The 19,004-nt window shown below is 73.9% G+C and carries 21 protein-coding genes and 1 riboswitch; of the genes, 8 read left to right on the plus strand and 13 right to left on the minus strand.

Annotated features, from left to right (window positions below; genetic code table 11):
• Positions 1 to 168: 168 nt before the first annotated feature.
• Together C229_RS0122190 and C229_RS0122195 are read left to right on the plus strand one after the other, a co-directional pair.
• Positions 169 to 1,074, plus strand: coding sequence for an oxamate carbamoyltransferase subunit AllH family protein (locus C229_RS0122190; RefSeq protein WP_018657309.1), 906 nt, complete (start codon positions 169 to 171; stop codon positions 1,072 to 1,074).
• A gap of 63 nt (positions 1,075 to 1,137) precedes the next feature.
• Positions 1,138 to 2,346, plus strand: a complete 1,209-nt coding sequence (locus C229_RS0122195) for a DUF6986 family protein (protein ID WP_018657310.1) — start codon at positions 1,138 to 1,140, stop codon at positions 2,344 to 2,346.
• Positions 2,347 to 2,352: 6 nt separating this feature from the next.
• On the opposite strand, the gene C229_RS0122200 is transcribed toward C229_RS0122195, so the two are convergent.
• The 3 genes from C229_RS0122200 to C229_RS0122210 all read right to left on the minus strand — a co-directional run bounded on the left by C229_RS0122200 (position 2,353) and on the right by C229_RS0122210 (position 4,970).
• Entirely contained in the window at positions 2,353 to 2,829 is a 477-nt protein-coding gene (locus C229_RS0122200) for a nitroreductase family deazaflavin-dependent oxidoreductase (protein ID WP_018657311.1), read from the minus strand.
• Positions 2,830 to 3,240: 411 nt separating this feature from the next.
• Positions 3,241 to 3,852 carry a nucleotidyltransferase family protein gene (locus tag C229_RS31425; RefSeq protein WP_051109055.1) on the minus strand — a complete coding sequence of 204 codons (612 nt, stop codon included), beginning with the start codon at positions 3,850 to 3,852 and terminating at the stop codon, positions 3,241 to 3,243.
• Entirely contained in the window at positions 3,849 to 4,970 is a 1,122-nt protein-coding gene (locus tag C229_RS0122210) for an XdhC family protein (protein ID WP_018657313.1), read from the minus strand. The genes C229_RS31425 and C229_RS0122210 overlap by 4 nt, the downstream gene beginning before the upstream one ends.
• 121 nt (positions 4,971 to 5,091) lie before the next feature.
• On the opposite strand from C229_RS0122210, the gene C229_RS0122215 reads away from it, so the two are divergent.
• The 4 genes from C229_RS0122215 to C229_RS0122230 are packed head-to-tail and all read left to right on the plus strand — an operon-like array spanning position 5,092 to position 9,320.
• Positions 5,092 to 6,315, plus strand: a complete 1,224-nt coding sequence (locus tag C229_RS0122215) for a sulfite oxidase (protein ID WP_018657314.1) — start codon at positions 5,092 to 5,094, stop codon at positions 6,313 to 6,315.
• Positions 6,316 to 6,329: 14 nt separating this feature from the next.
• Positions 6,330 to 7,733: a selenium-binding protein SBP56-related protein gene (locus tag C229_RS0122220; protein ID WP_018657315.1), complete on the plus strand. Its 1,404-nt coding sequence runs from the start codon at positions 6,330 to 6,332 to the stop codon at positions 7,731 to 7,733.
• Entirely contained in the window at positions 7,730 to 8,365 is a 636-nt protein-coding gene (locus C229_RS0122225) for a hypothetical protein (protein ID WP_018657316.1), read from the plus strand. Before C229_RS0122220 ends, C229_RS0122225 begins: the two co-directional genes overlap by 4 nt.
• A 40-nt stretch (positions 8,366 to 8,405) precedes the next feature.
• Positions 8,406 to 9,320 (plus strand): D-alanyl-D-alanine carboxypeptidase family protein, encoded by a 915-nt coding sequence (locus tag C229_RS0122230; RefSeq protein WP_026314056.1) that lies wholly within the window; start codon positions 8,406 to 8,408, stop codon positions 9,318 to 9,320.
• Positions 9,321 to 9,324: 4 nt separating this feature from the next.
• Here the strand turns inward: C229_RS0122230 and C229_RS0122235 are convergent, their stop codons facing one another.
• Both C229_RS0122235 and C229_RS0122240 read right to left on the minus strand, forming a co-directional pair.
• Positions 9,325 to 9,927, minus strand: coding sequence for a response regulator transcription factor (locus tag C229_RS0122235; protein WP_018657318.1), 603 nt, complete (start codon positions 9,925 to 9,927; stop codon positions 9,325 to 9,327).
• A complete protein-coding gene (locus tag C229_RS0122240) occupies positions 9,924 to 11,051 on the minus strand; it encodes a sensor histidine kinase (protein WP_018657319.1) in 1,128 nt (375 codons plus the stop codon). The genes C229_RS0122235 and C229_RS0122240 overlap by 4 nt, the downstream gene beginning before the upstream one ends.
• A 166-nt stretch (positions 11,052 to 11,217) precedes the next feature.
• Here C229_RS0122240 and C229_RS0122245 point away from each other — a divergent pair, with 166 nt between their 5' ends.
• Both C229_RS0122245 and C229_RS0122250 read left to right on the plus strand, forming a co-directional pair.
• The gene (locus C229_RS0122245) at positions 11,218 to 12,102 is read left to right on the plus strand and encodes an ABC transporter ATP-binding protein (protein ID WP_081639987.1); all 885 of its coding nucleotides are present in this window, start codon (positions 11,218 to 11,220) and stop codon (positions 12,100 to 12,102) included.
• Positions 12,103 to 12,137: 35 nt separating this feature from the next.
• Positions 12,138 to 12,857, plus strand: coding sequence for an ABC transporter permease (locus C229_RS0122250; RefSeq protein WP_018657321.1), 720 nt, complete (start codon positions 12,138 to 12,140; stop codon positions 12,855 to 12,857).
• Between the two features lie 118 nt (positions 12,858 to 12,975).
• On the opposite strand, the gene C229_RS0122255 is transcribed toward C229_RS0122250, so the two are convergent.
• The 8 genes from C229_RS0122255 to rpe all read right to left on the minus strand — a co-directional run bounded on the left by C229_RS0122255 (position 12,976) and on the right by rpe (position 18,994).
• Entirely contained in the window at positions 12,976 to 13,422 is a 447-nt protein-coding gene (locus tag C229_RS0122255; RefSeq protein WP_033424644.1) for a PH domain-containing protein, read from the minus strand.
• Positions 13,415 to 14,290 carry an ATP phosphoribosyltransferase gene (gene hisG / locus C229_RS0122260; protein ID WP_018657323.1) on the minus strand — a complete coding sequence of 292 codons (876 nt, stop codon included), beginning with the start codon at positions 14,288 to 14,290 and terminating at the stop codon, positions 13,415 to 13,417. The genes C229_RS0122255 and hisG overlap by 8 nt, the downstream gene beginning before the upstream one ends.
• Before the next feature lie 50 nt (positions 14,291 to 14,340).
• Positions 14,341 to 14,853 (minus strand): 6,7-dimethyl-8-ribityllumazine synthase, encoded by a 513-nt coding sequence (gene ribH, locus C229_RS0122265; protein WP_018657324.1) that lies wholly within the window; start codon positions 14,851 to 14,853, stop codon positions 14,341 to 14,343.
• Positions 14,850 to 16,103 (minus strand): bifunctional 3,4-dihydroxy-2-butanone-4-phosphate synthase/GTP cyclohydrolase II, encoded by a 1,254-nt coding sequence (locus C229_RS0122270; RefSeq protein WP_018657325.1) that lies wholly within the window; start codon positions 16,101 to 16,103, stop codon positions 14,850 to 14,852. Before C229_RS0122270 ends, ribH begins: the two co-directional genes overlap by 4 nt.
• A complete protein-coding gene (locus tag C229_RS0122275; protein ID WP_018657326.1) occupies positions 16,100 to 16,756 on the minus strand; it encodes a nicotinamide mononucleotide transporter family protein in 657 nt (218 codons plus the stop codon). The genes C229_RS0122270 and C229_RS0122275 overlap by 4 nt, the downstream gene beginning before the upstream one ends.
• Positions 16,753 to 17,346: a riboflavin synthase gene (locus tag C229_RS0122280; protein ID WP_018657327.1), complete on the minus strand. Its 594-nt coding sequence runs from the start codon at positions 17,344 to 17,346 to the stop codon at positions 16,753 to 16,755. Before C229_RS0122280 ends, C229_RS0122275 begins: the two co-directional genes overlap by 4 nt.
• A gap of 79 nt (positions 17,347 to 17,425) precedes the next feature.
• Positions 17,426 to 17,556, minus strand: a riboswitch (FMN riboswitch).
• A gap of 98 nt (positions 17,557 to 17,654) precedes the next feature.
• Complete coding sequence (locus C229_RS0122285) at positions 17,655 to 18,317, minus strand: HAD-IA family hydrolase (protein ID WP_240487367.1); 663 nt, start codon at positions 18,315 to 18,317, stop codon at positions 17,655 to 17,657.
• Positions 18,314 to 18,994 (minus strand): ribulose-phosphate 3-epimerase, encoded by a 681-nt coding sequence (gene rpe, locus C229_RS0122290; protein WP_018657329.1) that lies wholly within the window; start codon positions 18,992 to 18,994, stop codon positions 18,314 to 18,316. Before rpe ends, C229_RS0122285 begins: the two co-directional genes overlap by 4 nt.
• Positions 18,995 to 19,004: the final 10 nt, after the last annotated feature.

Here is a 19,004-nt window from a genome sequence, read left to right on the forward strand (position 1 = left end):
CGCTTCTGGAGCTACATCGCCGGGTGAGGCGACATCGCTACCGTTACCTGATCAAGACTGACAAGTCAGGCCATTCTTGACAAGCATCCTTGGCAGGTTTCTCCATACGACCCGGCGGCGGCCCGGATTACCGTCCAGCGGGTACCCCCTCGCCTCCGGGAGGCCCGCGTGACCCCCCTCGTCCGTGATAGCGCCCCGCTGCGACCGCCGCCCGGCGGCCCGCTGCCGGCCGCCGGGTCGGCGAGCCGCACGCTGCGACCGCTGCTGGAGGGACCGCGCCGCCCGGCCCGGGTCCTCGCGCTGTTCCCCTCCGCCCTCTACCTGGAGCTGCGCGGCGCGAGCGAACCGCGCACCGTGGCGGTCGTCACGTCCGACGCCGTCCGGCTGCCCAACGCGATCGTGCTCGGCGTCCCCGCCCGGGACCGGCCGCTGCGCGGCGTCCGCGAGTCCGCCGACGCGTGGATCGGTGAGGGCCGCGTCGAGGCGGGCGGGCTGCTCGTCCGGGCGCGCCGCTGGTGGGACCCGCGGCCCGCGCTCGGCGTCGTCGCGTCGCCCGGCGGGCTGCGCGCCTTCGCCGACGAGCTGTCCGCCGCGCCGCCGGGCGGTCTGGCCGGTCACCCCGACCCCGCGCTGCTCGGCGCGTGCTGCGCGGACGGCGACCTGGCGGGCGCCGTGGAGACCGCCGAACGGCTCGTCGGGCTCGGCCCCGGCCTCACCCCCAGCGGCGACGACATCCTGGCGGGCCTGCTCGCGGCGCTGCGCCTGATCGGCGGCGCGCTGCCCGGCGGCGACCGCGCCGTCTGGCTGGCGGGCTGGCTCGGCGCGGCCGTCACCGCCGACGTCGGCACCCGCACCACCCCGCTGTCGGCGACGCTGCTGCACTGCGCGGCGCGCGGCGACGCGGGCGCCGAGGTCGGCGCGGCGCTGCGGGCCGTCGCGGGCCTGGAGCCGCCCGGTCCCGCCGTCCGCCGCCTGCTGTCGGTCGGGCACACCTCCGGCTCGGACCTGGCCTGCGGCGTCCTGCTCGGCGCGCACGCGGCCCTCGCGCTGGCGGGGAACCTGACGGCGGTGTGACGCCGTTCTGCCCCGATCGGGTGTCCGATGAGGGGTGGTCTGGGGGATCATGGCGGAGTGAATGTGAGCGTCTCCACGATCGAGGACCTGTCCGAACGGATCGCCGCCGTCCGTGCCGAGCACGCCGAGCGGTTCCCCGGCCCGGCGACCGGACGGCAGCCGGTGCACACCGTCTACGTTCCCGCCGACCGCTTCTCGCGCACGACGCCCGCCGAGTTCGGCGGGGAGGCGCTGCGCCTGTTCAACACCCACACGCCCGGCGCCGGATCGTTCGGCACCGCGTTCGGGCTGGAACCGGAGATCGCCGCACTGGTGCGCGAGCGGGTCGCCGCCAAGCTCGCGTCCGAGCCCGTCGAGGACGTCCGCATCGACTTCGAGGACGGCTACGGCGTCCGGCCCGACGCCGAGGAGGACGGGCACGTCGCCCAGGTCGTCGAGGCGGTCGCCACCTCCTACGAGGCCCGCGAGCTGCCGCACTACTGGGGCGTGCGGGTCAAGTCGTTCGCGGACGGCGCGCACGACCGCTCGATGCGCACGCTCGACGGCTTCCTCACCGCGCTGCGCGACCGGCTCGGCCGGCTGCCCGGCGGGTTCACGATCACGTTCCCGAAGGTCGTCTCGGCGGCGCACGTGGAGCTGTTCGTCGAGTACCTGGAGCGGCTGGAGGAGTCGCTCGGCCTGCCGCCGGGCATCCTGCGGTTCGAGGTGCAGGTCGAGACCCCGCAGGTGATCATCGACACCGAGGGGCGGACGGGGCTGCGCGACGTCGTCGAGGCCGGGAAGGGCCGCGTCACCGCCGCGCACTTCGGCGTGTTCGACTACACGGCCGCGCTCGGCCTGCCGCCGCAGGAGCAGCGGCTCGACCACCCCGCCTGCGACTTCGCCCGGGACGTCATGCAGGTGACGCTGGCGGGCACCGGCATCCGGCTGTCGGACGGCTCGACCAACGTCATCCCCCGCAACGACGGGCCGGACGAGGTCAACGCCGCGTGGGCGGTGCACGCCGCGCACGTCCGGCACTCGCTGCGGCACGGCTTCTACCAGGGCTGGGACCTGCACCCGGCGCACCTGCCGAGCCGGTACGCGGCCGTGTACGGGTTCCACCTGGACGGCGTGGACGAGGTCATCGGCCGCGTCCGCGCCTGGCGCGAGCAGTCGGCGGGCCCCGACGGCGTGCTGGACGAGCCCGCCACCGTCAGGGCCCTCACCGACCGGCTGCGCCGCGCCGTGGACTGCGGCGCGCTGGACGAGAGCGCGCTGCCCAAGGAGTGAGCGCGGCTACTCCGGCGCGCACACCACGACGGGGATGCGGCGGTCCGTCCACTTCTGGTAGTCGGCGTACTCGGGGTAGAGGTCGACGAGCCGCCGCCACAGGTCGGCGCGCTCGTCGCCCTCGGCCTCGTACGCCCGCATCGGGGCGACCTTGTCGCCGAAGCGGACCCGGACGCGCGGCTGCCGGAGCAGGTTGAGGTACCACTGCGGGTGCTGCGGCGTGCCGCCCCGCGAGGCGACGAGCACGACGCGGTCGCCGTCGGGCATCGCGATCAGCGCGACGGTCCGGGGCCGTCCCGACTTGCGGCCGATCGTGGTCAGCAGCGCCACCGGCACGCCGCGCGGGAACGCGCTGCCGAACCGGAACCGGGCGCCGAACCGCCCGCCGGTGCCGGTGTAGAGCGCGGCGTGCGCCTTGGTGAGCGTCTTCATCGCGGGCGCGAACAGCGCCGAGTCGAAGAAGCGGGGACGGCCGTCGGGCATGCGTGCCTCCGTGGAACCGTGGGGGGACGGAACGGCGGCCAGTCTTCCATGATCATTGCATCCGGGCGGCCGTTTCCGGGCACGCGCGCGCCCGAGCTTCGCAGGGCGGCACGACCTCCGGCGCGCCGGCCCCCTAGCGCTCGTCCGACGGCGCCCACCCACCCGGAACCTCCGAGGTCAAGGACCCGGCGGCGCTACGCGACGTGCGCGGAAGGCGGCCAGGTCGGCAGGTTGTCGGGGTCGGCAGGCTCGACGGCGTGACGGCGACGGGCGCGGTAGGCGCTCAGGTCGGGCGGATGTCGAGGTCGGCAGGCTCGACGGCGTTACGGCGACGGGCGCGGTAAGCGGCCAAGTCGACCGGGTGTCGAGGTCGGCGGGCTCGACGGCGTTACGGCGGCGTGCGGGAGGCGGTCAAGTCGGCCGGGTGTCGAGGTCGGCGGGGTCGGCGGCGTTACGACGACGGGCGCGGTAGGCGGTCAGGTCGGCTGCGGTGTCCAGGTCGGCGGGGTCCGCGACGTCCTCGCACGGGACGTGCGTCACGAGGTGCGGGTGGCGCCGGAGGAAGGTGCGGGCGCCGTGGTCGCCTGTCGCGGCGGCGGACGCCGCCGCGAAGTGCGGGCGGGTGAGCAGGACGGGGTTGCGCGGGGCTCCGCCGTAGGTCGCGACGGCGATCCCGGCGCCCGCGCGCCAGGCGGCGATCAGGCGGGCCACCGCCGCCGGGGTGACGTCCGGCTGGTCCACCAGGGCGACGACCACGGCCTCCGTCTCGTCCGGGACGGCCGCCAGGCCCGCGCGCAGCGACGAGCCCATCCCGGTCTCCCACGCCGGGTTCGGGACGTCGGTCGTGCCCGCGACCAGCACCGGCACGGCGCCCGTGACGACCAGCACCGGCGCGCAGCCGCCCGCCGCGAGGGTCGCGGCGGCGCGGTCGGCCAGCCGCTCGCCGCCGATCTCCAGCAGCGCCTTGGGCGTGCCCAGGCGGCGGCCCGCCCCGGCCGCGAGCAGCAGGCCCGCCGGGGTCATCCGGCCGGTTCCCGGTGGATGCGGCCGGACGTCCGGGTCAGCGGGCGGCCCGAGCCGCCCCAGCGCCACTGCACCAGCTCCGCCGCGATCGACACCGCCGTCTCCTCGGGGGTGCGGGCGCCGAGGTCGAGCCCGATCGGCGACCGCAGCCGCGCCAGCTCCGCTTCGCTCACGCCCGCCGCGAGCAGCCGGGCGCGGCGGTCGTCGTGGGTGCGGCGCGAGCCCATCGCGCCGATGTACCCGGCGGGGGTGCGCAGCGCCGCCTCCAGCAGCGGCACGTCGAACTTCGGGTCGTGGGTGAGGACGGCGATGGCGGTGCGCTCGTCCACGGCGGTGCGCGCCAGGTACTTGTGCGGCCACTCGACCACGACCTCGTCGGCGTCGGGGAACCGCTTGCGCGTCGCGAACACCGGCCGCGCGTCGCACACGGTCACGTGGTGGCCGAGGAACGTGCCGACGCGGGCGACCGCCGCCGCGAAGTCGATGGCGCCGAACACCAGCAGCCGGGGCGGCGGCGCGAACGTTTGCACGAACACCGCGAGGTCGTCGCCCCGGCGCTCGCCCTCGGGGCCGTAGCGGCGGGTGCCGGTGACGCCCTGCGCGAGCATGCCGCGCGCGTCGTCGTCGACGGCGGCGTCCAGCCGGGCGGCGTACGTCTCGCCGGGCGCCAGGCTCCCCTCGGCGCGGCCGGGCCACACGACGCGGCGGGCGCCGAGGCGTCCCGGCCCGCCGACGACGGTGGCCACCGCGACCGGCTCGTGCGCCTCGATCGACGCCGCCACGCGGGGGAACGCCGGGAACGTTCCCGCGTCGACCGGCTCGACCAGGATGTCCAGGACGCCGCCGCAGGTCAGGCCGACCGAGAACGCGTCGTCGTCGCTCACCCCGTAGCGCCGCAGGACGGGCCGTCCGGACGCGACGACCTCGCGGGCCAGCTCGTACACCGCGCCCTCGACGCAGCCGCCGGACACGCTGCCCGCGACCTCGCCGCCGGGCGCCACCGCCATCGCGGCCCCGGCCGGGCGCGGGGCGCTGCGGAACGTGTCGACCACGGTGGCGAGACCGAACCGCTCCCCGGACGCGAACCAGGGGACGATCTCGCCGAGCACGTCACGCACGTGCGCTCCTCTCGTGCCGCGACGGGCGGGCCGCCGACCTGTCCCAATCTACCGGCGCGCAATCCGGTTAATTCAGTAGGGAAAGTTGACTTCACGCCGCGCGGCCAGCAGCATCGTCCCCATGGACTCCGGACCCGCCGCCGCGCCCGCCGCCGCACTGTCCCGCCGCCGCCTGTTCCGGCTGTCCGCCGGCGCCGGGCTCGCCCTCCCCGTCCTCGCCACCGTCCCCGCCGGGACCGCGCACGCCGCCGGTCCCATCGTCAAGCCGCTGCCGCCCGACCTGCTCACGCCGCGCGGCACCAACGCCGAGACGCGCTGGGACGCCATGCGCGGCCAGGGCTACTTCACCCCCAACGACCGGTTCTTCGTCCGCAACCACACCTCGACGCCGCGCATCGACGCCTCCACCTGGCGCCTGCGGCTGTGGGGCACCGGGCTGCGCGGCGCGCCCGACGAGGCGCGGGCCGTCGAGATCACCTACGAGCAGCTCCGGCGGCTGCCCGCCGTCACGATCGCGGCGGCCATCGAGTGCACCGGCAACGGCCGCAGCCTCTACACCACCCAGCAGGGCCAGACGGTATCGGGCACCGCGTGGGGCCTTGGCGCCATCGGCGTCGCCCGCTGGACCGGCGTCCGCCTCTCGACGCTCCTGGAACGTGCCGGGCTCACCCGCGACGCCGTGGACGTCCTCCCGCGCGGCCTCGACGACCCGTTCACCGACGGCGGCGCCGACCAGGGCCGCGTGCGGCGCCCGCTGCCCGTCGCCAAGGCCCTGTCGGACGTCATCGTCGCCTACGCCATGAACGGCGTCCCGCTGCCGCCCGACCACGGCTTCCCCGCGCGGCTCGTCGTCCCGGGCTGGGTCGGCATCGCGTCGATCAAGTGGCTCGGTGACATCGAGGTGTCGCGCACCCCGCTCTCCTCCCCGTGGGACACGCGCTACTACCGGCTGTTCGGCGAGGGCTACCCCGAGACCGGTTCGGCGCCGCTCACCCGGATGAACGTCAAGAGCGCGTTCGAGCTGGCCTGGAACGCCGAGCTGGACGCCCGGACGCAGGTCCTGCACGGCCGTTCCTGGTCGGGCAACGGTCCCGTGCGGCGCGTCTCGGTCAGCACCGACGGCGGACGGCACTGGCGGCCCGCCGCCGTCCGGCTAGACGACGCGTTCCACCCACGCGGCTGGGTGCGCTGGACGGTCCCGTGGAGACCGCCCGGCCCCGGCCGCCACGAGCTGCTGGCCCGCGCGACCGACCTGGCCGGGACCACCCAGCCCGACGTCGCCCGGCACAACACGCTCGGCTACCTGTTCGGCGCCGTCGCGCGCCACCCGGTCACGGTGAAGTGAGGAGCCACCCCCGAATGGCACTGTGGAAGCCCGACCCGACGTTCTACCCGTCCCCGCGCGACGCCGCCGGCGCCCCGCCGGAGAAGCTCGCCTACGTCGCCGCGTTCGACCGCGCGGCGGAGAAGCCGGACGCGATCGCCGTCCTGGACGTCGATCCCGAGTCCGCGACGTACGGGGAGGTCACCGGCTGGACGGACATGCCCTACACCGGCGACGAGCTGCACCACTTCGGGTGGAACGCGTGCAGCAGCGCGCTGTGCCCGTACGCGCCGCACCCGCACGTCGAGCGGCGGCACCTGATCGTGCCGGGGCTGCGCTCGTCGCGGATCTACGTGCTGGACACCAAGGCCGACGCCGCCTCGCCCAAGGTCGTCAAGGTGATCGAGCCGGAGGAGCTGGCGGCCCGGTCGGGGTACTCGCGCCCGCACACCGTCCACTGCGGGCCCGAGGGGCTGTACGTGACGGCGCTCGGCGGCGCGGACGGCGCCGAGGGGCCCGGCGGCATCGCGCTGCTCGACCACACGTCGTTCGACGTCCTCGGGCAGTGGGAGGTGGACCGGGGGCCGCAGTTCTTCGCCTACGACGCCTGGTGGCACATCGCGCACGACGTCCTGGTCAGCTCCGAGTGGGGCACCCCGTCGATGATCGAGGACGGGGTCGTCGCGGACCTGCTGCTCGGGCGCCGGTACGGGCACGCGCTGCACTTCTGGGACCTGCGCAAGCGCAAGCACGTGCAGACCGTCGACCTCGGCGACGAGCACCAGATGTCCCTGGAGCTGCGGCCCGCGCACGACCCGCGCAAGCAGTACGGGTTCGCGGGCGTCGTCGTCAACGTCGAGGACCTGTCGGCGTCGGTGTGGCTGTGGCACCGCGACGGCGAGGAGTGGGCCGCGACGAAGGTCATCACGATCCCGGCCGAGGTGCCCGACGACCCGGTGCGGCTCCCGCCCGTCATCGAGCCGTTCGGCGCGGTCCCGCCGCTGGTCACCGACATCGACCTGTCGGTGGACGACCAGTGGCTGTACGTCTCCTGCTGGGGCACCGGCGAACTCAAGCGCTACGACGTGTCCGACCCGTTCCACCCGGTCGAGGCCGGTTCGGTGCGGATCGGCGGGATCGTCGACCGGACGCCGCACCCGGCGGCGCCGGACGTCCCGCTGGCGGGCGGCCCGCAGATGGTCGAGGTGAGCCGCGACGGCCGCCGCGTCTACGTGACGAACTCGCTGTACGGGGCGTGGGACGACCAGTTCTACCCCGACGGCGTCGGCGCGTGGATGGCCAAGCTCGACGCCACGCCGGAGTCGTTCACGTTCGACGAGCGGTTCTTCCCGCACGGCGACGCCTTCCGGGGCCTGCGCGTGCACCAGACGCGGCTCCAGGGCGGCGACGCCTCGTCGGACTCCTACTGCTACCCGTGAACGACGGCTCGCTCGCGGCGCTCGTCGCGCTCGGGGCGTTCCACGGGCTGAACCCGGGCATGGGCTGGCTGTTCGCCGTCGCCCGCGGGCTCCAGGAGCGCTCGCGCGGCCTGCTGCTGCGGTCGCTGCCCGCGATCGCGCTCGGGCACGCGCTGTCGGTGGGCGTCGTCGCCGTCCTCGTCGCGGTCACCCGGTCGGTGGTCGCGACGCGGGCGGTGGCGATCGGCGGCGGGGTGCTGCTCGTCGGGTTCGGGCTGTGGCGGCTGCTGTCCAAGCGGCACTTCCGCTGGGCGGGCATGCGGATCTCGCTGTGGCAGCTCACCTGGTGGTCGTTCCTCATGTCGTCGGTGCACGGCGCCGGGCTGATGCTGCTGCCGGTGCTGGCGTCCGGCGGCGCGGCGCCCGCCGGGCACGACCACGGCCTGACGGCGGGCGCGGGCAGCGCGCTCAGCGCCGGGATCTTCGTGACGGGCGTGCACACGCTCGCCATGCTGGCCGTCGCGGGGGTGATCGCGATCCTCGTCTACGAGGTCGTCGGGCTGGCGATCCTGCGCACCGCGTGGTTCAACCTGGACCGGGTGTGGGCGGTGGCGCTGGTCGGGGCGGGGGCGGCGACACTCCTCACGGCGTAGTCACTTGACGCGTCCGGGCGGCTACGGGGAGTCTCGGAGCATGATGCTCCGCGGAACCCCTGGGCGCGCCGTGCTGGTGTCGGCGCTGACGGCGTCGCTCGTGACCGTCCCGGCGTCCCCCGCCCCGGCGGCGGCCCCGGCTCCGGCGGTCGGCGCGAAGTCCGCCTACCTGTGGGACGCCACGGCGAATCGCGCGCACTGGGCGAAGGCGCCGCACGTCCGCCGCCCGATCGCGAGCCTGACCAAGATGATGACGGCCGAGATCGTCCTCGGCGAGGGCGGCCTCGACCGCGTCGTCACGGTGCAGAAGAAGCACACGGCGTACGCGCCGAAGTACGGGGGCAGCACCGCGCGGCTGCGCGCCGGGGACCGCCTCACCGTCCGCCAGCTGCTGTACGCGCTGCTGCTCCCGTCCGGCTGCGACGCCGCGTACGTCCTCGCCGACGTCTACGGCCCCGGGCAGGAGGCGTTCGTCGCGAAGATGAACCGGCGCGCCGAGGCGCTGAAGATGTCCAACACCACCTACGCCAACTTCGACGGCCTGCCCTGGCCGACCCAGACGAGCACCGCCTCCACCGCGCACGACCAGATCCGGCTGATCCGCCACCTGATGAAGCGCCCGAACTTCCGCAAGACGGTCCGGCGCACGTCGTACTCCCTCAGGGCGACCGCGCAGCGGCGCGCCTACACCTGGACCAACACCAACCGGCTGCTGCGCTCCTACCCCGGCACGATCGGCGTCAAGACGGGCTTCACCAACGCCGCGGGCTACTCCCTGGCCTTCTCCGCCACCCGGAAGGGCCGCACCTTCTACGGCGTCGTCCTCAACAGCTCCACCACCGCCGAGACCGCCCGCTTCACCGACGCCGCCACCCTGCTCGACCACGCCTACCGGACGCGGAACGCCCGCCGCATGGCCGTCCCGCCCGTCCCGCCGGGCGCGAACACCGACTGACCGTTCAGAGCCAGTCGTGCTCGCGGGCGTAGCGGGCGGCTTCGTGGCGGGTCCGCGTCTGGGTCTTCTGCATGGCGTTGGACAGGTAGTTGCGGACGGTGCCCTCGGCCAGGTGCAGGCGGGCGGCGATGTCGGCGGCGGAGTAGCCGTCGGCGGTGGCGCGCAGCACGTCCAGCTCGCGGTCGGTGAGCGGGCAGTCGTCGGCGAGGGCCAGCGCCGAGACGTCGGAGTCGATCCAGCGGCGGCCCTCGTGCAGCGTCTGGATGACCGTGGTGATGTGGGCGGGTTCGGCCGACTTGCTGACGAAGCCCTGCACGCCCAGCTTCAGCGCCTTGCGCAGCACGCCGGGGCGGGCGTGCCGGGTCAGCATGAGGACGACCTGTTCCGGGCGTTCCCGGCGGATCGCCGCCACGGCGCCGAGGCCGTCCACGCCGGGCATCTCCAGGTCGATGACGAGCACGTCGGGCCGGTGCCGCAGGGTCGCCTCGACGGCCGTCTCCCCGTCCTCCGCCTCGGCCAGCACGGTGATCTCGCCCTCCAGCGGGAGCAGCGACACCAGCGCCTTGCGCAGCAGGGCCTCGTCGTCGGCGAGCACCACGGTCGTCATCGGGTCTCCTTCCAGGTCCGGGGCGCGGCGCCCGGGAACGTCGCGGCGGTCAGGAACCGGCCGTCGCGCCGCTCCACCGTCAGCTCTCCCCCGCTGTCGGCCACCCGGTCCCGCAGGGTGGCCAGCCCGCGCAGCTCGGGCGGCGCCGCGTCGCGCACGCCGTCGTTCACGATGGTGATGCCCGCCGCCGAGAGCGTGATCCGCACCTCGCGGGTCTGCGCGTGCCGCAGGATGTTGGTCGTCGTCTCGCGCAGGACCTGGCCGAGCAGTTCGCCCGCGCGGTCGTCCACCTCGTCCTCCCGCTCGACGTGGACGCGGATGCCCGCCGCCTCGAACAGGTTCTTGGCGTTCTCCAGCTCGGCGGACAGGTTGAGCCGCCGCTGCGCGTAGGCGAGTTCCTTCGTCTGCGTGATCGTGTCGCCGACCAGGGTGTGGATCTCGTCCAGCTCCTCGGCCGCCCGGTCCGGGTCGGTGTGCACGAGCTTGCGCGCCAGCAGCGTCTTGAGCTTCACCACGTGCAGCGTGTGGCCCTGGATGTCGTGCAGGTCGCCGGCGAACCGGACGCGCTCGCGGGCGACGGCCAGGTCCGCGCCGCGCTCGCGGGACTCCTCCAGCGCGTCCACGAGGTCGTAGAAGAGCTGGTTGACGTACATCATCGCGGCGGAGAACGCGATGACGCCCACGGGGACGGCGACGTACTGGAGCAGCGCGCGGGGCACGTCGTCCTGCGGCGCCAGGAACCGCGCCGCGCCGACCGCGCCGACGAACGCCAGCAGCGCCAGCGTCGGCACCGCGCGCCGTCCCCGCACCTGCGGGAGGGCGAGCGAGCCGACGACGGAGATGCCGTAGAACGCCGTCGGGTTGGACGTCGCCCACGCGCCGATCATCCACACCGCGCCGCTGACGGCCAGGCACGGGACCACGACGCGGGACAGGCCGCCCGTCGACCACCGCACGGCCGCGACCAGCGCCGCCGCCACCCCGGCGATCAGCACCGCGGCCTCCTGCCACGTCCCGGCGTCGAACACCACCAGGAACGTCCCCACCGGCAGGAGGACGGCGAGCTGCGAGACGGCGTTCAGCCGCCGCAGGCGGCCCCGCGCGGCCTCGACGTCCACGGGCATCAACAGCGGCTCTCCGGTCTCCGGCGATGGTTGCGGTCTCCAGTATTCGCACCGTCCGGCCGGGTCACCAGTGACACCGCGTCATGACTTCCCCCGGGAGACGTCATGCCGAAAGCATGACGCGGCCGCACTGCCCGCCCGGCGCCGCGTCGGATGTGATCGGGGCATGTCCTCAACACCAGTGATCGACGTCGAACGCCTCAACGTGAAGTACGGCGACTTCCACGCCGTCCGGGACCTGTCCTTCCAGGTGCGGCGCGGCGAACTCTACGCGCTGCTCGGCACCAACGGGGCGGGCAAGACCTCCGCCCTGGAGACGGTCGAGGGCCACCGTCCGGCCACGTCCGGCACCGTCCGCGTCTTCGGGGAGAGTCCCCGCGACCGCCGCGCCGTCCGGCCCCGGATGGGCATCATGCTCCAGGAGAGCGGGTTCTCGCCCGACCTGACGGTGCGGGAGTCCGTCCGGCTCATCGGCGGGCTCACGCAGCGGGTGGACACGGTCGAGCGCGTGCTCGGCGTCGTCGGCCTGACCGGCAAGGCGGGCACGAAGGTGGCGCAGCTCTCCGGCGGCGAGAAGCGCCGGCTGGACTTCGCCACCGCCCTGTGGGGCGCGCCCGAGCTGGTCTTCCTGGACGAGCCGACGACCGGCCTGGACATCGGCTCCCGCGACGCCCTCTGGGACGCCGTGGACCGGCTGCGCGAGGACGGGTCGACCGTCGTCCTCACCACGCACTACCTGGAGGAGGCGCAGCAGCGCGCCGACCGCATCGGCCTCATGCACCAGGGCTCCCTGCGGCGCGAGGGCACGGTCGCGGAGCTGACGCGGACGCTCCCGTCCGTGATCCGCTTCGCGCTCCCGCCGGACGCTCCGGCGCCGCCGCTCGCGACGACCCGCGAGCCCGACGGGCGGCTGCTCGCCGAGACGTTCGACCTGCCGAACGACCTGTACACGCTGCTCGCCTGGACCCGTCACCACGGCCTGGAACCGCAGGGCCTGGAGGCCGGTCCGACCCGCCTCGACGACGTGTTCCGCTCGCTCAGCAGCTCCTGAACCCGCACGGCGACCGGCCCGAAAGGACGCCTCCCATGCTCTCCATCGCCCGCAGCGAACTCATCCAGATCTTCCGCAACCGCCTCGTCCTGGTCACCAGCATGATCATGCCGGTGGCGGTCAGCGCCTACTTCCTCTACCAGCACGAGACGTTCGAGTCCCTCGGCAGCCTCGGCTACATCGCCGCCATCATGATCTTCACGGTCGGCGCCTTCGGTCTCTACGCCACCACGGTCACGACGCTGGCCTCCCGGCGCCAGAACCTCTTCCTGAAACGGCTCCGCTCGACGGCGGTGAGCGACGCGGGCATCCTGTCGGGCCTGCTGCTCCCGGTGACGGTGATCGCGCTCGTCCAGGTGACGGTGCTGCTGGCCGTCCTGGCGGCGGTCGCGGGCGGCCCGGCGAACGTGCCGCTGCTGGCGGCGGCCGTCGTGGCCACGGTGGCGATGCTGCTCGGCCTCGGCCTGGCCACCGCCGGGCTCACCAACTCCCCCGAGCACGCGCAGGTCACCACGCTCCCCATCAGCCTCGGCGTCATCGCCGTCGCCTCCTGGGTCGGCATCTCCGGCACCGAGGACCTCGCCCTGCTCAAGCGCCTGCTCCCCGGCGGCGCCGCGACCGAACTGGCCCGCGACGCCTGGAACGGCGGCGCCGCCCTCGGCGACTCACTGCTCCTGCTCGCACCGACCCTCGCCTGGGTCGTCGTGGCCCTGTCCCTGGCCTCCCGCCTCTTCCGCTGGGAACCCCGCCGCTGACCGACCCAACGCAGACGCGTCCGGTCCCGGCATCAGCCGGAGCCGGGCGCGGCGCTGCGCGCGCGGACGAGCGCGTGCATCTCGGCGGCGTGGGGTGGCCACGTCCCGTCCGGGTGGTTCAGCCGGGGCCGGGTGCGGCGCTGCGTGCGCGGACGAGGGCGTGCAGTTCCGCGAACTGGGTGGTGGCGCGGGTGCGTTCGGAGCCGTTGATGCCCATGGCGGAGACGGTGGTGCCGTCGGTGAGGTCGAGGGTGGGCCAGGGGTCGCCGGGGTTCATGGTGGCGTCCACGACCTCGGGCCAGGTCAGGCGGCGGGTCCGGAAGGCGTTGACGATCGTGAGGCCGTCGTCGCGGGCCTCCACCCGGCAGCGGCCGAGCATGTGCAGAATCCAGGCGAGGAACAGGCCGAGCGCGATCATCAGCAGCCGGTCCGCGAGCTGGAAGGCGGGTGCCAGCACCACGGCGAGCACGATCATCAGGACGATGATCGCGCCCGCCGTGGCGTAGGCGACGACGCGGGTCGTGCGGGGGCGCCACACGGCCGGCAGGCCGGGAACGTCAGTCAACGATCTTGGAGATGGGGATTTCGAGGATGTCGTGGGCACCGGCGGACTTCAGCGCCGGGATCAGCGTGTTGACGCCGCGCTTGGCGACGACGCTCTCGACCGCGTTGCTCTCCCCGCCCGCCAGCGAGGTCACCGTCGGGGACGACATCGACGGCATGATCTCCAGCACCGCCGCCAGGTTCTCCCGCTCGACGTTCAGCTTGAGCAGCACGTTGCCGCGCGCCCGGATCGCGCCCTGGAGCAGCAGCGCGACGTCCTCCATGGCGGCGCGCTTCGCGGCGTCCTCGTAGGCGGCGCGGTTGGCGACCAGCTCGGTGTAGCTGGTGAGCAGCGTGTCGAGGATGCGCAGGCCGTTCTTGCGCAGCGACGAGCCGGTCTCGGTGAGGTCGACGATGGCGTCCACGATGTCGGGGACCTTGGCCTCGGTCGCGCCGTAGGACGGGACGACGTTCGCCTTGACGCCGTGCTTCTCCAGGAAGCGCTCGGTCATCGCGGGGAACTCGGTGGAGATCCGCACGCCCTCGGGCAGGTCGGACACCGACTGCCACGGCGCGTCGTTCGGCACCGCCATGATGACGCGGACCGGGTTCGACGTGGCCTTGGAGTACTTCAGCTCACCGAGGCTGACGACGTCGGAGTCGGTCTCGGTGATCCAGTCGCGGCCGGTGATGCCGAGGTCGAACAGTCCCTGTTCGAGGTAGGTCGGGATCTCCTGCGGGCGCAGGACGCGGACGCGCTCGATGCGCGGGTCGTCGATGGAGGCGCGGTAGTCGCGGTCGGAGGTGCGCTGAACGGTCAGGTCGGCGGCGTCGAACAGCGACAGCGTCGCCTTCTCCAGCGAACCCTTGGGCAGGACGAGCGACAGCACGGATGGAGCCTTTCGGTTGGACGGTGCTTACGGTGACTGACCGGGGACGTTCAGGAGCCCAGATGCTCCGCGCCGTGCCCGGCGTGACCGTGATGCCGCAGCCCTCGCAGGGTCAGTGCCGTGTCGAGTGCGGCCACCGTCGCCTCCCATCCCTTGTCCTCATGGCTGCCCGGCAGCCCGGCACGGTCGAGTGCCTGCTCAATGGTGTCACATGTGAGGACCCCGTTGCCCACCGGAGTCGCCTCGTCCAGCGCGACGCGGGTCACACCGGCGGTCACCGAGTCGCACACGTAGTCGAAATGCGCCGTCGCGCCCCGGATGACCGCGCCGAGGCAGACGACGGCGTCCATCTCGCGCGCCATCTGCTGCGCGATGACGGGGATCTCCAGCGCCCCCGCGACCCGCACGACGACCGGCGCGTCGATCCCGCACGCCTTCGCGGCGTCGCAGGCCCGCTCCAGCAGCCGGTCGGTGATCTGCCCGTGCCAGCGCGTCGCGACGATGCCGAGCGTCAGCCCGGCCGCGTCCACGACGGAGTCCTCCGGCCGTCCGGCGCCGCTCATGCCCGCGTCCCTTCCAGGTTCTCGATGCGGTGCCCGAGCCGGTCGCGCTTGACGGTCAGGTACCGCAGGTTGTGCTCGGTGACCGCGACCGGCATCGCCTCGCGGCCGAGGACGTCCAGCCCGAACCCGTCCAGCCCGTCGAGCTTGGCCGGGTTGTTGGTCAGCACGCGGACGGACGTGACGCCGAGGTCGCGCAGCATGTGCGCGGCGTTGGAGTACTCGCGCGCGTCGGCGGGCAGCCCGAGTTCGAGGTTGGCGTCGACGGTGTCGGCGCCCTCGTCCTGGAGGGCGTAGGCGCGCAGCTTGGCCAGCAGCCCGATCCCCCGGCCCTCGTGGCCGCGCAGGTAGAGGATGACGCCCCGGCCCTCGGCCGCGACGCGTTCCATGGCGGCGTCGAGCTGGGCGCCGCAGTCGCAGCGCTGCGAGTGCAGCACGTCGCCGGTGAGGCATTCGGAGTGGACGCGCACGAGCACGTCGGCGCCGTCGCCCAGGTCACCGAGGACGAGCGCGACGTGCTCGCCGCCGTCGACCTCGCTGGAGAACCCGACGGCCGTCCAGTCCCCGTACCGGTTGGGCAGCCGCGTCTCGACGACCCGGGTCACGGTCGTCTCGGTGTGCCGCCGGTACGCGGCGAGCTGCTCGACGGAGATCAGCTTGAGGCCGTGCTCCTTGGCGAACACCTGGAGTTCGGGGAGCCGCGCCATCGTGCCGTCGTCGTTGACGACCTCCGCGAGCACCCCGGCGGGCGCGAGCCCGGCCAGGACGGCCAGGTCGACGGCGGCCTCGGTGTGGCCGCGCCGGGCCAGGACGCCGCCCTCGCGGTAGCGCAGCGGGAAGATGTGGCCGGGCCGGACGAACGCCCCGGCGGTGGTGGCGGGCTCGGCCAGCAGCCGGATCGTGTGCGCGCGGTCGGCGGCGGAGATGCCGGTGCTGACGCCCTCGGCGGCGTCCACGCTGACCGTGTAGGCGGTGCGCATCCGCTCGGCGTTCTGCGAGACCATCAGCGGGATCTGGAGCCGGTCCAGGTCGGCGCCGGTCATCGGGACGCAGATGACGCCGCTGGTGTACCGGACGGTGAACGCCAGCAGCTCGGGCGTGGCGAGCGACGCGGCGAAGATGATGTCGCCCTCGTTCTCGCGGTCCTCGTCGTCCACGACGACGACGGGCCGCCCGGCCGCGATGTCGGCGACCGCCTCCTCGATGGGGTCGAAGATGCCGTCCGTGGTCGCGTGCGTGCCGTCGCCGCTCATGCGGTCACCGCCTTGTCGTTCTCGGAATGTGCGCGGGCGCGTTCGCGTCCGCGTGCCTCGCGCAGCCAGGTCCGGAACCCGGCGAGCACCATGACGAAGAAGATCCCGTAGACGGCCGCCGACACCCACAGCCCGGACTTCAGGGCGAGCGGGACGCCGACGAGGTCCACCAGGACCCAGATCAGCCAGAAGTCGACCAGGGCGCGGCTCTGCGCGAACGTCGCGACCGCGCTGCCGACGAAGATGTACGCGTTCGCCCACGGCGACCAGGCGATCTGGAGCCAGCTCAGGTGGGTGAAGAGCTGCGCGACGAGCACGGTGCCGCCGCCGAGCGCGGCCAGCAGCACGGCGCGTTCGCGCCAGGTGCCCTGCCGGACGACGATGCCCTGGTCGGAGCGGCGCCCGCGCGACCACGTCGTCCAGCCGTAGACGGCCAGGCCCATGAACAGCACCTGCTTGAGCGCGTTGCCCGGGGCGGCGGCGTGCAGGGACGCGGCGAGCAGCAGCAGCGCGCCGGTGAGCTGGACGGGCCAGGTCCACAGGGTCTTGCGCAGCGCGAGCCAGACGACGGCCAGCGACAGCGCGTTGCCGACGAGGTCGGTCCAGAGCACGTCCTGCCCGAAGGCCGTGAACGAGGCGTCGATCCAGTTCATGCCCGCGCCCCGATCATGCGCTCGACGTACTTGGCCACGACGTCGACCTCCAGGTTGACCGGGTCGCCGGGCCGCTTGTGGCCGAGGGTGGTGAGGTCGAGGGTGGTGGGGATGAGCGAGACGCTGAACCGGTCGTCACCGGCCTCCACGACGGTGAGGCTGATGCCGTCCACCGTGATCGAGCCCTTGTCGACGACGTAGCGGGCGAGGCCGGCGGGGAGCGAGATCGTGACGAGGTCCCAGCGTTCGCCGGGTTCGCGGGAGAGCAGCGCGCCGACGCCGTCCACGTGGCCCTGGACGAGGTGGCCGCCGAGCCGGTCGGACAGCCGGACGGGCCGTTCGAGGTTGACGCGGGCGCCGGGGGTGAGCGCGCCGAGCGAGGAGCGCTCCAGGGTCTCGCGCATCACGTCGGCGGTGAACGCGCCGCCGGAGGTCTCCACGACGGTGAGGCAGACGCCGTTGACGGCGATGGACGCGCCGTGCACGGCGTCCTGTGTGACGAGCGGTCCGCGGATGGTGAGCCGCGCCGAATCGGCCAGCGGCTCGACCGCGACGATGTCGCCGAGTTCCTCGACGATGCCGGTGAACATCTCCCGGGCCTCCAGGTCTGTCTGGACAAGGCTCCGGGGTGCACACGACGAAGACACGCCACCCCTGGACAGGGGTGACTCGCACGCTGCCTCCCATCCGGACTTTCACCGTCGGTACCGGAATTCCACCGGTTCAACCGGCCGAAGGCTTCGGCCGGGTCGCGGACTGTCACCGCCGGTTCGGAATTACACCGACCCCGGAGCATGCGTTTCACTGCTTGCCAACCAGTGTGCCACGGCGGGCATTCCCCGGCCCATGTGGGATTTCCCACGCCCTTCCGGGACTTTCGCCCAAGCAACTGCTTGGTTTACCTTGGGGGGTCGGTCACCCGCAGGCCGCCGGGCACCGCCCGGACCGACGTCAGATCCGGCACGACCAGATCGGCCCCGCCCAGCTCGGCGGCGGGATGGCTCGTCGCCACGGCCAGCACGTACGCGCCCGCGCGGCGGCCCGCCGCGATCCCGGCGGGGGCGTCCTCCACGACGACGCACCGCGCCGCGTCCACGCCCAGCGCCCGCGCCGCGCGCAGGTAGCCGGACGGGTCGGGCTTGCCGCGTTCCACGTCCTGCGCCGTCACGACCACCTCCGGCACCGGCACGCCCGCCGCCCGCGTCCGCGCGGCGAACTGGGCGCGGTCCATCGACGTGACGATCGCCCACGGGAGCGGGCCGCCGCCGAGCGCGGTGAGGAGGTCCACGGCGCCGGGCAGGGCGCGGACGGCGTCGGCGCGGGCGGCCTCCAGCGCGTCCAGGCGCTCGGTCGCCTCCCGGACCCGCTCGGCCGGAAGGACCTCGGCGATGCTGTCGCTCGTGCGGCGGCCGTGCGCGGTCGCCAGGTAGGCGTCGGCGTCCACGCCGTACTCGGCCGCCCAGACGCGGGCCGCCGACTCCACGATTTCCGTGGAGTCGACGAGGGTGCCGTCGGTGTCGAACAGGACGGCCGCGCACTCCAGCGTCACCCCCGGCGTCACGACCAGGACGCCGCCTCGGTCGCCTTCACGGCCTGCTCGCGCAGGCGGCGCGCCGCCTCGGCCGGGTCGTCGGCGCCGTAGACGGCGCTGCCCGCGACGAACACGTCCGCGCCCGCCTCGGCGCAGCGCTCGATCGTCTCGGCGCTGACGCCGCCGTCGACCTGGAGCCAGACGGGCAGGTCGCGGTCGCGGATGAGGGCGCGGGCGCGGCGGACCTTCGGCAGCACCATGTCGAGGAACTTCTGCCCGCCGAAGCCGGGCTCGACCGTCATGAGCAGCAGCATGTCGACCTCGCCGAGCAGGTCGGCGTAGGTCTCGACGGCGGTGCCGGGGTTGATGCCGAGCGACGCGCGCGCCCCGGCGGCCCGGATGGCGCGCAGCGTGCGGACGGGCGCCTTGGCGGCCTCGGCGTGGATGGTGACGCTCTTGGCGCCCGCCTCGGCGTACTGGGGGGCCCACCGGTCCGGGTCCTCGATCATGAGGTGGCAGTCGAGCGGGAGGGCGCTGGTCTTGAGCAGCGCCTCCACGATCGGCAGGCCGAGGGTGAGGTTCGGGACGAAGTGGTTGTCCATCACGTCGACGTGGACCCAGTCGGCGGCGTCGGCGATGCGGGCGACGTCGTCGGCCAGGTGCGCGAAGTCGGCGGACAGGATGCTGGGTGAGATCTGCGGAGCCATGATGCGTCCC

It is taken from the genome of Actinomadura flavalba DSM 45200 (assembly GCF_000374305.1).
Taxonomy (GTDB): domain Bacteria; phylum Actinomycetota; class Actinomycetes; order Streptosporangiales; family Streptosporangiaceae; genus Spirillospora; species Spirillospora flavalba.

Bases quoted from the DNA above. Each gene is read 5' to 3' on its own strand.
- C229_RS0122215 (WP_018657314.1), top strand. From the start codon at position 5,092: ATGGACTCCGGACCCGCCGCCGCGCCCGCCGCCGCACTGTCCCGCCGC.
- ribH (WP_018657324.1), bottom strand. From the start codon at position 14,853: ATGAGCGGCGCCGGACGGCCGGAGGACTCCGTCGTGGACGCGGCCGGG.
- C229_RS0122235 (WP_018657318.1), bottom strand. From the start codon at position 9,927: ATGACGACCGTGGTGCTCGCCGACGACGAGGCCCTGCTGCGCAAGGCG.
- C229_RS0122230 (WP_026314056.1), top strand. From the start codon at position 8,406: ATGATGCTCCGCGGAACCCCTGGGCGCGCCGTGCTGGTGTCGGCGCTG.
- C229_RS31425 (WP_051109055.1), bottom strand. From the start codon at position 3,852: ATGACCCCGGCGGGCCTGCTGCTCGCGGCCGGGGCGGGCCGCCGCCTG.
- C229_RS0122270 (WP_018657325.1), bottom strand. From the start codon at position 16,103: ATGAGCGGCGACGGCACGCACGCGACCACGGACGGCATCTTCGACCCC.
- C229_RS0122220 (WP_018657315.1), top strand. From the start codon at position 6,330: ATGGCACTGTGGAAGCCCGACCCGACGTTCTACCCGTCCCCGCGCGAC.
- C229_RS0122240 (WP_018657319.1), bottom strand. From the start codon at position 11,051: ATGCCCGTGGACGTCGAGGCCGCGCGGGGCCGCCTGCGGCGGCTGAAC.
- C229_RS0122245 (WP_081639987.1), top strand. From the start codon at position 11,218: ATGTCCTCAACACCAGTGATCGACGTCGAACGCCTCAACGTGAAGTAC.
- C229_RS0122250 (WP_018657321.1), top strand. From the start codon at position 12,138: ATGCTCTCCATCGCCCGCAGCGAACTCATCCAGATCTTCCGCAACCGC.
- C229_RS0122280 (WP_018657327.1), bottom strand. From the start codon at position 17,346: ATGTTCACCGGCATCGTCGAGGAACTCGGCGACATCGTCGCGGTCGAG.
- rpe (WP_018657329.1), bottom strand. From the start codon at position 18,994: ATGGCTCCGCAGATCTCACCCAGCATCCTGTCCGCCGACTTCGCGCAC.
- C229_RS0122275 (WP_018657326.1), bottom strand. From the start codon at position 16,756: ATGAACTGGATCGACGCCTCGTTCACGGCCTTCGGGCAGGACGTGCTC.
- C229_RS0122200 (WP_018657311.1), bottom strand. From the start codon at position 2,829: ATGCCCGACGGCCGTCCCCGCTTCTTCGACTCGGCGCTGTTCGCGCCC.